The sequence below is a fragment of the Rhizobium sp. PvP014 genome (genome assembly GCF_017876855.1).
Taxonomy (GTDB): domain Bacteria; phylum Pseudomonadota; class Alphaproteobacteria; order Rhizobiales; family Rhizobiaceae; genus Neorhizobium; species Neorhizobium soli.
On sequence record NZ_JAGIOT010000002.1, the window covers coordinates 1,148,602 to 1,160,646 of the forward strand.

Genomic DNA, 12,045 nt, shown 5'->3' on the forward strand with positions numbered 1-12,045 from the left:
AAGATTTTCAGCTTTAAGCCGAACGTGCCTTCGTGGTTGCCTCGAATGCCTTTCTCACGGCCGCGTCGCGATCGTAGACGTCGTCGAAATACTCGACCTTTCCGTCCTTGTTCGGCCATGCGGTAAAGTAGGAAACGTAGACCGGGATCTTTGCGGTGACCTTGGCCGCAACGTTTTCACCACCGGCGATCCGAGCATCGACCTCCTGCTCGGAAATGCCGAGGACGGCCGCAGCCATCTTGCGCGGTTCTGCGAGTCTCACGCAGCCATGGCTGAGCGCACGCATGTCACGCTGGAAGAAGCTCTTCGAAGGCGTGTCATGCATGTAGATCGCATGGGCGTTCGGAAACAGGATCTTGAGGTCGCCGAGAGCATTGTCGCTCGACGGAGGCTGACGGACCGAGACGTTCTGGGTCGAAGTGTACCAGTTGACGCTGCGCGACGGCACCGCCTTGCCATTGACCGCGACTTCATAGCCGAGACGATCGAGATAGGACGGGTCCGCGCGAAGCTTCGGCAGCATCTCGTTGACGATGATCGACTGCGGCACGCCCCAGTATGGGTTGAACTCGACAGTCTCGATCTCGTCCTGGAAGAAGAACGTCTGATGCGCCTTCGATCCCACAACTGTGCGCATCGAGAACTGCTCGGCGCCGTTCTCGTTGTAGTAAACGCGGAATGCAGGCTGGTTGATGAACACGTAGCGCTGACCGAGATCGCTCGGCAGCCAGCGCGCCTGTTCCATGGCGACCACAAGCTTTTCGATCTTGTCCTGCGACGTATGGCCGACCATCTTGCGAACGGTCGCCGCACCGATGACGCCATCGGCCTTCAGGCCTGCTTCGCTCTGGAACGTCTTGACCAGATCGACCAGCTCGGGCGTGTATTCCGGCGTCTGCTGGTAGCTCGCAAGCGTCGCTTCGTGCTTGGTCTTCAGCGCATCGGACCCCGAATGCTGGATCGCCGCCACAACAGCTGACAGATCAGGGCTGCTGTTGCCCGGCTTCAGGAGCAGATTGTCCGGGAGCTTCACGGCGGTCGCTTCACTCGCAGCTTCAGCACGCAGCCTGACAAGCTCGGCTTTCAAAGCCGTGAAATGCCGATCCTGCGGAGCAAGGCCTGCAAGATAGGCGCCGGGTTCCTGACCTGTCGCCAGGAAAGCCATGACGCCATTCAGATCGACGGTCTTCAGCTTGAAGTCGTGGAATCCGGAGATCTTGTTCGGATCGATACGCCCGCGCGTCATATCCTGCGCAAACATCAATGCCTTGGCAGACAGAGCAAGCTCGAACTGCATCAGATCGCGGTCGTGACCCTCGGCCGGACCGGCGGCAGGTGATGCTACGGGAGGCGTCTCAGCCAAGGTGGTAGCTGTGTCCGGCGTGGCAGCGACGGGTGTGGCGGTTGCAGCTTCCGGCGCCGCGGCGGAGGGGGTTGCGGGGTCGACAGTGGCCTCGGCTTCAGCCGACGCAACCGGCGCTTCGGCAGGCGCGACGCTGGCGGTCGTCAGGTTCGGAACCTTCAACGCGTAGTCGGCGGGATCGAGACCGAAGTCGGCGGCCTTTTCCAGCACGCTGATCAGCGCCCGCGCATGGTCGTTGACATCGCCGCCGGAGACCCAGAGCGGAGCTGCGTTCTTGCTGTAATAGGCTTCGAGTGCGGACGCGATCGCAGACGGGGCCGATACCTTTGCCTGCGCGATCAGCCGGGTCGCATCGGTCGCTGAGGCCGCAGCAAAGCCTGCGGTCTGCACGGCCCGGCTGGCATCGGCTTTATACGTATAGTAGCGGGGTCCGGACACCTTCGGCAGCGGCTCGGGATCGGCCAGCGCCTTTTCGGTGGGAGCAACAGTCGTCACACCCGGAACGCCGTTGTCGGCGGCGCGGCTCTTGCCAGGGCCGCCTTTCAGGAAATCCATCAGGGTCAGGGCGTTGGCGGGGCCGGCCAGGACGGCAAAGGCCGAAATTCCGGAAACCAAAGCCAGAGCGAGCGAAGTCTTTTTGGTATCTTGCGGCAATTTTGTCCCCGTCATTTCCACCCGCTTGCAAATCTGCGGGATCAATTCATGCAGCCCGCCATCTATCCGATCGCGTGGCCTGTGGAAAGAAACGCCCGAGCACACACAAAGCCGGATCTGAGCGGCAAAGCATACGCGAACGCCGGCGAAGATTAAGAAATTATTCGTTAAATTTTCACCAATGGGTAACCTAGTTTATTTGGCCGACCATTGTTCCATCGGGCACAATTCCACGCGGCGTGACCGAAATGGCACGCGGACACGGTCACAAATCGACCCCGGCTGCGCTTGAAGTCACCCGGTAATGGTATAGTAATGCCGGCGCCGGTTTCGTGCCCGGCACGCGATAGTTCGCCCGCGTTTGCGGGCATGGGAGACAGAGGCGACACGATGACCACAACGCGCACCGAAACCGATACTTTTGGCCCGATCGACGTGGCCGCAGACCGCTACTGGGGCGCTCAGGCGCAACGTTCGCTTGGAAACTTCAAGATCGGCTGGGAAAAGCAGCCGCTGGCCGTCGTTCGTGCGCTCGGCATCGTCAAGCAGGCCGCAGCCGTCGCTAATATGGAACTGGCAGGCCTTGACAAGACCGTCGGCAAGGCGATCGTCGACGCTGCCCAGGAAGTGATCGACGGCAAACTCAACGATCATTTTCCGCTGGTGGTCTGGCAGACCGGTTCCGGCACGCAGTCGAACATGAACGCCAACGAAGTGATCTCCAACCGGGCGATCGAAGTCCTCGGTGGCGTCATGGGCTCCAAGAAGCCTGTGCACCCGAACGACCATGTCAACATGAGCCAGTCGTCGAACGATACGTATCCGACGGCCATGCACATTGCCTGCGTCGAAACCATCGTCCGCCATCTCCTGCCGGCGCTCAAGCACCTGCATGAGGCGCTGGAAGCCAAGGTGAAGGCTTTCGCCCACATCATCAAGATCGGCCGCACCCACACGCAGGACGCGACGCCGTTGACGCTCGGCCAGGAATTTTCCGGCTATGCCGCGCAGGTCGCCTCCGCGATCGCCAATATCGAGCTGACGCTTCCGGCACTCTCCAAGCTTGCTCAGGGCGGCACTGCCGTCGGCACAGGCCTCAACGCCCCGGTCGGCTTTGCCGAAAAGGTCGCCGACGAAATCTCGAAGATCACCGGCCTGCCCTTCGTGACGGCGCCGAACAAGTTCGAGGCGCTCGCCTCACACGACTCGATGGTGTTTTCGCACGGCGCGATCAATGCGGCAGCAGCCGCCCTGTTCAAGATCGCCAACGACATCCGCTTCCTCGGCTCCGGTCCGCGTGCCGGCCTTGGCGAACTGTCGCTGCCGGAAAACGAGCCGGGCTCGTCGATCATGCCGGGCAAGGTCAACCCCACGCAGTCGGAAGCGCTCACACAGGTCTGCGCCCACATCTTCGGCAACCATGCTGCCCTCACCTTCGCCGGCAGCCAGGGGCATTTCGAGCTGAACGTCTACAATCCGATGATGGCCTACAACTTCCTTCAGTCGGTTCAGCTGCTCGGTGATGCTGCCGTTTCCTTTACCGACAACTGTGTCGTCGGCATCGAAGCGCGTGAAGACAATATCCGCAAGGGCGTCGAAAACTCCCTGATGCTGGTCACCGCACTGAATTCCAGGCTCGGCTACGACACCTGCGCCAAGATCGCCAAGACCGCGCACAAGAATGGCACCACCCTGCGTGAGGAAGCCGTTGGCGGTGGCTATCTGACGAACGAGGAGTTCGATCAGTATGTCCGTCCGGAAAACATGATCGGCCCCAAGTAAATCGGTCGCTAGAGCGATGACGGGGTCGGTCAACCGATAGGCCCCGTCGTCAAGATTACATCCGGAATGAGCTAGACCGAACCATATGTTTGGCTTGTATCGCAAGCTCAGCCAAGATTTGCACTTTCACGCAATATAACATAGAATCATAATTAAAATAACGCGTACAAAATTGCGCAAATACAAACTGCTCTTAATTGTTTTCCAATATTCGTCACATATAAATTTATCCACACAGTGGATGAGGTCTAGTGGGGGTCGTCGATGACGACGGGTGTGGCGCCGAAGGCGCAATCCAGTGATTTGATCAGTCAAGTCATATACGCAATTCGGGCGATGGGGGTCGCTTCGATACCGCGTAATTATCAGCTATTCTATGAAGCTTACATCGGCTCCAACCCCGAGCTGGCACAGGATCTTGCGGCGCTGGGCTCACGCGCGACGCAAGAGGAACTCGACGACCTTTCTGCCCGGCATCTGGGAACGGGTCAGGTCGATGTCATCGAGAAGGCGCATGACCGCATCTTGACGGAGCTGGACTCCGTTTTGAAGCTGTTGCGTCAGGAACAGGCGTCGCTCGAAAGCTACAGCCGTCTTCTTGGCGAGACCGCCGTCCGTATCAATGCCAAAAGCAGCTTTTCGAGCGAACTGATCCGCAACGCCGTCAGCCTCCTCAACGATGCCACCGGTGACAAGATCGCGCAGGGCGAAAAGACCGCCGGCGACATGGAGCAACGCTCGCAGGAAATGGATCAGGTTCGCCGCGAACTCGACGAGTACAAGCGGATCGCCAATACCGATTCCCTGACGCGGCTTTCCAACCGACGCGCCTTCGACGAGCGCCTGGCAACGATCTTCGACCATGCGCCAAGCCTGCCCGTGACGGCGCTGGTCCTTGCCGACATCGACAATTTCAAGAAGATCAACGACAGCTACGGCCATCCGGTCGGCGACAAGATCCTGTCGACCGTCGCCTCGGTCATCCGTTCGAACGTCCGCAAGGAAGTCTTCGTCGCACGCACAGGCGGCGAGGAGTTTGCGATCATCGTTCAGGGCAACACACCCGACGAGGTCATGATCATCTGCGAGCGGGTGCGTCGTGCTCTCGAAACGCGCGCCTTCCGCAATTCCCGCTCAGGCATCAACTATGGGCCAGTCACCATCTCGCTCGGATACTCGATGGCCTCGCAGGCAGCCGATCCGGGCGATCTCTACGCCCGCGCGGACACGGCGCTCTATCATGCCAAGAACTCCGGACGAAACCGGACCGTGTTCTACGAAGACAGCATGACCAAGGATTACGTCAGCAAGAGCTGGCTGATCTACAAGAAGTGACCGCCTGCCCTCACCACATCGTCTTGGCGGCACGGTCCGCCCAGTCGCGGTCATAGGTCTCCTTGTCGAAGTCGGCCTTTGCCGCCTTCAGCAAGGTGCCGGGCGTCGGAAGGGTCTTCGGGTCAACAAAACGCGCAGGGTTCCACAGTTCCGACCGCATCAGCGCCCGCGCGCATTGGAAATAGACCTCGTCGATAGCAATCACCGTCACGCTGCGCGGGTGCTTGCCGTCCATCTCGAAGCTTTGAAGCAGTCCGGGCTCCACCGACACCACCGCGCGACCATTGATCCGCATCGTCATCGTCGAGCCCGGCACGAGAAACATCAGGGCGACCCGCGGATCTCGAACGATGTTGATCAGCGAATCGATGCGGTTATTGCCACGCCAGTCCGGAAGCGCCAGCGTCCGCTCGTCCTCGATCCGCACCACCCCGCCGAGATCGCCGCGCGGCGAGCAGTCGATCCCTTCCGGCCCGACGGTTGCCAGCGCCACGAACGGTGATGCCTCGATCATCTGCCGATATTCGGCCGTCAGGAAGCGGGTCACCTTGGCAAGCGATGCCTCGCTGCTGTCGCCATAGATCGCCTTCAGTTCGTCGACCGTCGTGATAACCGTCATCTTGCTGCCCCTTGCGCCGCGTCCTGGGCGGCCGCCCGTCGTTCCCGTTCGCGCGCCGTTTTGGCGGCGATGATGTCTGCCGGTTGCGCATTGCCCTTGATTAGCGAACGGCCGGCATAGATGCCGCCGACCTGTTCCAGCGCAAACCGTTCGCGATCGATCTCGCGGAACTCCTCGACCATCTGAAGCGCCGTCTCGTCGGCCTCACCCAGAGCGCGCAGAACCTCGCCTCCGAAGCTCAGCGCCGAATCGTAGGTTTCGCGGATCTGGTAATCGACGCCGGCCTTCAGAAGATCGATCGCATGACCGCGGTCATAGGCGCGGGCGAGAACCGGAACGAGCGGGAACTCTTCCTTGACGATCTCGGCGATCTTCAGCGCCGCTTCCTTGTCGTCCACACAGATCAGGATCGCCCTTGCCGTCGCCGCACCGGCTGCATGCAGGATCTCGGGTCGGACACCGTCACCGTAATAGACCTTGAAGCCGAAATCGCCGATGTCGCGGATAAACTCCGCATTGCTGTCGATGATCGACAGCGTATAGCCTCGCGCCAGAACCGGCTGGCTGACGATCTGTCCAAAACGCCCGAAGCCGATCAACAGCACCGTATTTTCGATATTCTCTGGCTCGGCCAGACCGCTCGTATCCACTTCCGGCTTCGGCGCGGTGCGCACGTAGATCGCAACGACCAGCGGCGTCACTGCCATCGAGATAACGATCGTCGCCGTCAGCACGGCATTCGTATCGGAATCCAAGATGCCGACGGAGGCCGCCGCCGCGTAGAGCACGAACGCGAATTCGCCGCCCTGTGCCATCAGGATCGCACGTCCGAGACCTTCGGCGTGGGACGTGCCGAGCAGCCTTGCGACCCCGTAGATCACCAGCCCCTTGACGATCATGTAGGCGATCACGGCCAGAAGCACATGCTGCCAGTTGGCGGCAATCACCGACAGATCGACCGCCATGCCGACGCCGAGGAAGAACAGACCGAGCAGGATACCGCGAAACGGCTCTATATCGGCCTCAAGCTGGTGCCGGAAGGATGATTCGGAGAGAAGAACGCCGGCAAGAAACGCGCCCATCGCCATCGACAATCCCGCAAACTGCATCAGCAGCGCCGATCCGAGCACGACGAGCAGAGCCGCGGCGGTCATCACCTCCCGCGCACCGGAATTGGCAAGCAGCCGGAAGAACGGGTTGAGCAGGTATCGCCCGGCAAGAACGAGTGCGGCAAGCGCTGCAAACCCGATGCCGACCGATTGCAGCCGCTCGGTCAAGGAAACGGCCTCGCCCTGCGCCGCCAGGAGGGCGACGATAGCCAGCAGCGGCACGATGGCGAGATCCTCAAACAGCAGGATCGCAACGATATGCTGGCCCTTCGGCGTATGCAGATGGTTGCGCTCCTGAAGCATCTGCATGACGATTGCCGTCGAGGTCAGGACGAAGCCGGTGCCGGCGACGAAGGCGACAGGCGCCGGATAACCGAAGCCGATCCCGACAGCCATCAGCAAAACAATACAGGCGCACACCTGGAGTGCGCCAAGCCCGAAAATATCCTTTCGCATGCTCCAAAGCCGCGATGGCTGCATTTCCAGGCCGATGACGAACAGGAACATGACGACGCCGAGTTCGGCAATGTGCAGGATCGCCTGCGGATCCGAGACAAGCTTCAGTCCAAAAGGCCCGATCGCCAAACCGGCGGCGAGGTAGCCGAGCACGGATCCGAGACCGATCTTCTTGAAGAGGGGTGCCGCAATAACCGCTGCCCCGAGAAGCGCGACGACCTGAACCAGATCGCCCGCATTTGATTCCGCTGCCACCCCGACAATCCCCTTTGTTTTCGAAATCGCTTTAGCGCGTCTGCATGACACTATCGCGTCTCAGTCCCTTGGCCGCCAGATCATTTTCGTAACCCTGGAAAAGCGCGTCGCCCTCGGTCCCGAGCTCACGCAGATAGCGCCAGGTAAAGATACCGCTGTCATGGCCGTCGTCGAACGCGATGCGGACCGCATAATTGCCGGTCGCGACCACGTTGCGTATGCCCACAAGGCGCTTTCCCGGTACCGTCACCTTCTGGTCCGGGCTGTGGCCCTGAACTTCTGCGGAAGGCGAGAGCACGCGCATCATCTCGGCGGACAGGGCGTAAGACGCACCGTCTTCAAAGTGCACGGTCAGTGTTCTCTTGTCCGGCGAAACCCGCAATTCCGTCGGCCAGCTGTCGTTGGGAACGTCAGTCATGTTTCTCTTCCAATTTGAATGTCTCACGATTATGGACTTCGCTCATGCCTCGCAAGCCCGTTCGCCGTGAACGGTCCATCATCACGTTAAGGAGTACAAACCTTGACGTTGCCCCGGATCGGACCCAAGTTCTGGCGTCAGGAGTATTTACCCGTGAATTCATTTGTCATACCGCCACTGACTGCCGGCCCTGCCGCGACCAACGCACCGATGATCGACAAGTTTGGTCGCGCGGTCACCTATCTGCGTGTCTCGGTCACGGATCGCTGCGACTTTCGCTGTACCTATTGCATGGCGGAAAACATGACGTTCCTGCCGAAAAAGGACCTGCTGACGCTGGAAGAGCTCGACAGGCTCTGTTCGGCCTTCGTCGCAAAGGGCGTCCGCAAGCTTCGGCTAACCGGCGGCGAACCTTTGGTGCGCAAGAACATCATGTATCTGGTCCGCTCGATCGGTCGCCACATCGAAGAGGGCAATCTCGACGAGCTGACGCTGACGACGAACGGCTCACAGCTAGCCCGCCACGCGCAAGAACTCTACGATTGCGGCGTGCGTCGCATCAACGTCTCGCTCGATACGCTCGATCCCGACAAGTTCAAGACCATCACGCGCTGGGGTGACTTCTCCAAGGTCATGGAAGGCATCGATGCGGCGCAGAAGGCGGGCTTGAAGATCAAGCTGAATGCGGTCGCGCTCAAGGATTTCAACGAATTCGAGATTGCCGACATGCTGCGCTTCGCCCATGGCCGCGGAATGGACCTGACGGTCATCGAGACCATGCCTATGGGCGAGATCGAGGAAGACCGCACGGACCGCTATCTGCCGCTGTCGAAGCTGCGCGCCGATCTCGAGCAGCAGTTCACGTTCACCGACATCCCCTACAAGACCGGTGGCCCTGCGCGCTATGTCGAGGTCGCCGAAACCGGTGGCCGCGTCGGCTTCATCACGCCAATGACGCATAACTTCTGCGAAGGCTGCAACCGCGTCCGCCTGACCTGCACTGGCACGCTCTATATGTGCCTCGGCCAGAACGACGCTGCCGATCTTCGGGCAGCGCTGCGCGCATCGGACGATCCGGCCGTTCTCTCGGCGGCGATCGACGAGGCAATCTCGCGCAAGCCGAAAGGCCACGACTTCATTATCGACCGCAACAACCGCCCGGCGGTGTCGCGGCACATGAGCGTCACCGGCGGGTGATGTAAACGAAGCAAAGCTCAGATGTGAAAAGAGCCGGCTTGAGCCGGCTCTTTTCGTTTTGGGACTGCAGCGATCGTCTCAGGCGACGTCGCGCCGCTGCTGATCGCGCCGGTCATAACTCCCCATGCCGTACTGTTCATGCGGTTCGCGGGTCTTGAACCGCTCGATCTTTTCGGAAAGAACGCCGACCCGTTGGCGCAGGCCGTGGATCTCGGCATTGTTTTCTTCCACCATCGCGGCGTTCCGCTGGGTGATGTGTTCCACTTCCTGAACGGCGCGGGTGACTTGGCTGATCCCCGTCGACTGTTCCTCGGCAGCATCGGAGATCTGCGTCACCAGTTTGCGCACGTCGGTCACATGGGCGATGATCTGCGAGAGCGCGCCACCTGTCTCTTCAACCAGGTGCACGCCATTGGTCACCTGGGCGGAACTTGCCGAGATCAGCCCCTTGATTTCCCGGGCAGCACCTGCGCAGCGTTGCGCCAGTTCGCGGACTTCCTGCGCGACCACGGCAAAACCGCGACCCGCCTCACCTGCGCGTGCGGCTTCGACACCGGCATTGAGCGCAAGCAGGTTCGTCTGGAAGGCGATCTCGTCGATGACGCCGATGATGGTTGCGATCTTCTCCGACGACCGGCTGATCTCGCCCATGGCGCCGACAGCGCGTGCCACGACCTCGCCCGAACGCACCGCAAAAGCTTCAGTCTCGTTGACGGACGTCGAGGTTTCGCGAGCGCTTTGCGCTGTTGCGCGGACGATGTCGCCGAGATGGCGGAGCGCACGTGAGCTCTGCTCGAGTGCTGCCGCCTGCTGCTCGGTGCGCCGGGCAAGGTCGTCGGCGGATGCCGCAAGATTGCCGGTGCCGCCTTCGATCTCGTCGGCCGTGGAACGGACGTCGGCAAGCGTGCCGCGCAACTCTTCGACAGCGCGGTTGTATGTGCGGGCCATCTCGATGAAATCCTCGGGCAGGTTTTCATCCATGGTCTGCTCCAGGTCGCCTTCGGCAAGCTGACCAAGAACGCTCGAGAGAGCGGTCAGCGCCTGACGCTGTTCGGCGGCAATCCGGGCACGTTCGCTTGTGCGGCGGTCCGATTCGGCGCTCGAAAGCTCCCGTGCCGACGTCGCCTCTTTTTCCAGCCGGATATTCTCCAGCGCCGAATCGCGGAACACGCTGACCGAGCGCACCATGTCGCCGATCTCGTCGCCCCGCTCGCGGCCTTCGATCTTCACATCGAGATCGCCATCGGCCAGACGCTTCATGATCTCGGTGACGCGGCGCAAAGGTCCGCGCAGCGTCTCGACCAGCATGAGGCCGCCGGCGATGGCAAGCAGCGTGCCCGCCACCATGGCGATCACGGAAACGGTGGCCGAACGCTCGCTGTCCGCCTTGCCGACCTCCTGCGCCTGCGCCACGAAGTTCTTGAGGCCGGCCATGCCTGCCGTCAGCGTTTCTGTCGCCTTCGTGCGTGCCGCAGTCCATTCACCCGCGTTGACAATCGTCGTCGCCGTGCTCTTCTCCAGCGCGCTCAGCAGTGTCGCAAGGGTCGGTCCAAAGTCGCGGGTGGCGGCATTGCGTGAATTGAGTTCGGAGACTTTTACGCTTGTTGCCCTCAGCGCCACGATGTCGGCAATGATATGCGAACGTGCTTCATCGGTCGGCACCGTCATGAAACGCTCGGCATGCAGCTGCATCGCGTTCGAAATCTGGAGCGACTGGTCGATCTGGTCGAGAACGCTTTTCAGCACTTCCACCTCGCCTTCGAGATCGACGAAACGCTCGGCTGCGTCACCGGATTTCTTCGTCACTTCGGCGGCAAGTTCCCCCTGCGGTCTCATGAAGGCACTTGTCGCAATGCGCAAAGCCTGGGCCTTGTCGGCAACCGGCTTGTCGCTGGCGATGACGGCCAGAAGCTGATCGGCTGACTGCTCGATCGGCGCCATGGCCGCCTTGCCGTTGGACGACAGCATCGGCGCGACGATCGCGAATTCCTTTTTGAGCGTGTGGCCGTAAAGCTCCGCGCCCTTGACGGTGGCTTCGTCGGTTTCGGAGGCCCGCACGGCATTGCGCAGATTTTCCAGCCGACGCGCGACGGATCGATACGCGTAGGCTTCAAACAGCTGCCGCTTGGCGAATTTCTCTTTGCCGTCAAACTGTTTCTGGATGATCTCGACCTGCTTGTCGACGCCGTTGGAAGCATCGCGCACGCCTTTGAGGATCTGATTGATCTCCTCGACATTGCGCTTGCGCATCTGTTCGATCGCCCACAGCCCATCCGTGTCGGCTGAGAGCTTAGCCGCAAGCTCGCGGACAACGGCTATCCGGTTACGGTCACCCTCGGTCTGCAACAGCCCTTGCAACCGGCCGACGCCGTCAGCCTGACGCGCGATACTGGACCGCAGGGTCGCGACGGTCTGATCCGACGGAGCCTCGGTGAATGCCTGAAGCGATGACTGGAGATCTTCGAAATCGCCGATATTTTCGATCGTGGCACGCGTCACGGTCATATGACCGTTCAGCGTTTCGGCCGTATAAAAGCCAGCCATTCCCACGCCTGCAATCAGAAGCACCAGTGGCACGACGAAGAGAAGAACCTTGGTGACAATTTTGCGTCTTTGAAGCAGACGATCGACGAATGACATGGAACCCCCGGGTTGTTGAGTAGCCCCCGGCTCCGCTGTTCATTCGCGGGTTATCCAGCAAGCGCCCCCACGTCATGCGGGTAACATTGCTGCACACAATCTGCAAATTCGGTTGAACAAGCGTTAACTCAAGGACGTCCGAGTTGCGATTTCGCAAGAACGGGGACATGTGGCTGCTGGCGGACCGTTTGAAGCTGCGTTAAGACGGCGCGGTCCC

8 protein-coding genes are annotated in these 12,045 nt (G+C 60.7%); 3 read left to right on the top strand and 5 right to left on the bottom strand.

Going from position 1 to position 12,045, the window contains the following annotated elements; genetic code table 11:
• Nucleotides 1–13 precede the first annotated feature (13 nt).
• On the bottom strand, nucleotides 14–2,017 hold the full coding sequence (locus J3A65_RS10190) for a L,D-transpeptidase family protein (RefSeq protein WP_245341509.1): 2,004 nt from the start codon (nucleotides 2,015–2,017) through the stop codon (nucleotides 14–16).
• A gap of 390 nt (nucleotides 2,018–2,407) precedes the next feature.
• On the opposite strand from J3A65_RS10190, the gene fumC reads away from it, so the two are divergent.
• Together fumC and J3A65_RS10200 are read left to right on the top strand one after the other, a co-directional pair.
• Nucleotides 2,408–3,799, top strand: a complete 1,392-nt coding sequence (gene fumC / locus J3A65_RS10195) for a class II fumarate hydratase (protein ID WP_062580887.1) — start codon at nucleotides 2,408–2,410, stop codon at nucleotides 3,797–3,799.
• A gap of 264 nt (nucleotides 3,800–4,063) precedes the next feature.
• Entirely contained in the window at nucleotides 4,064–5,134 is a 1,071-nt protein-coding gene (locus tag J3A65_RS10200; protein WP_062456544.1) for a GGDEF domain-containing protein, read from the top strand.
• Nucleotides 5,135–5,144: 10 nt separating this feature from the next.
• On the opposite strand, the gene J3A65_RS10205 is transcribed toward J3A65_RS10200, so the two are convergent.
• Genes J3A65_RS10205 through J3A65_RS10215 form a run of 3 tightly spaced genes read right to left on the bottom strand, consistent with a single transcriptional unit; the run spans nucleotide 5,145 to nucleotide 7,991 of the window.
• Nucleotides 5,145–5,753 carry a pyridoxamine 5'-phosphate oxidase family protein gene (locus J3A65_RS10205; protein ID WP_092660801.1) on the bottom strand — a complete coding sequence of 203 codons (609 nt, stop codon included), beginning with the start codon at nucleotides 5,751–5,753 and terminating at the stop codon, nucleotides 5,145–5,147.
• Nucleotides 5,750–7,573 (bottom strand): monovalent cation:proton antiporter-2 (CPA2) family protein, encoded by a 1,824-nt coding sequence (locus tag J3A65_RS10210; RefSeq protein WP_062456538.1) that lies wholly within the window; start codon nucleotides 7,571–7,573, stop codon nucleotides 5,750–5,752. Before J3A65_RS10210 ends, J3A65_RS10205 begins: the two co-directional genes overlap by 4 nt.
• 31 nt (nucleotides 7,574–7,604) lie before the next feature.
• The gene (locus tag J3A65_RS10215) at nucleotides 7,605–7,991 is read right to left on the bottom strand and encodes a DUF971 domain-containing protein (protein WP_209901012.1); all 387 of its coding nucleotides are present in this window, start codon (nucleotides 7,989–7,991) and stop codon (nucleotides 7,605–7,607) included.
• A 210-nt stretch (nucleotides 7,992–8,201) separates the two neighbouring features.
• Here J3A65_RS10215 and moaA point away from each other — a divergent pair, with 210 nt between their 5' ends.
• Nucleotides 8,202–9,188 carry a GTP 3',8-cyclase MoaA gene (moaA, locus tag J3A65_RS10220; protein ID WP_113110841.1) on the top strand — a complete coding sequence of 329 codons (987 nt, stop codon included), beginning with the start codon at nucleotides 8,202–8,204 and terminating at the stop codon, nucleotides 9,186–9,188.
• Nucleotides 9,189–9,266: 78 nt separating this feature from the next.
• Here moaA and J3A65_RS10225 read toward each other — a convergent pair whose 3' ends face one another.
• On the bottom strand, nucleotides 9,267–11,828 hold the full coding sequence (locus J3A65_RS10225; RefSeq protein WP_209901014.1) for a methyl-accepting chemotaxis protein: 2,562 nt from the start codon (nucleotides 11,826–11,828) through the stop codon (nucleotides 9,267–9,269).
• Nucleotides 11,829–12,045: the final 217 nt, after the last annotated feature.

Coding starts and splice junctions, on each gene's coding strand:
- J3A65_RS10225 (WP_209901014.1), bottom strand. CDS start 11,828: ATGTCATTCGTCGATCGTCTGCTTCAAAGACGCAAAATTGTCACCAAG.
- J3A65_RS10200 (WP_062456544.1), top strand. CDS start 4,064: ATGACGACGGGTGTGGCGCCGAAGGCGCAATCCAGTGATTTGATCAGT.
- fumC (WP_062580887.1), top strand. CDS start 2,408: ATGACCACAACGCGCACCGAAACCGATACTTTTGGCCCGATCGACGTG.
- J3A65_RS10205 (WP_092660801.1), bottom strand. CDS start 5,753: ATGACGGTTATCACGACGGTCGACGAACTGAAGGCGATCTATGGCGAC.
- moaA (WP_113110841.1), top strand. CDS start 8,202: ATGATCGACAAGTTTGGTCGCGCGGTCACCTATCTGCGTGTCTCGGTC.
- J3A65_RS10215 (WP_209901012.1), bottom strand. CDS start 7,991: ATGACTGACGTTCCCAACGACAGCTGGCCGACGGAATTGCGGGTTTCG.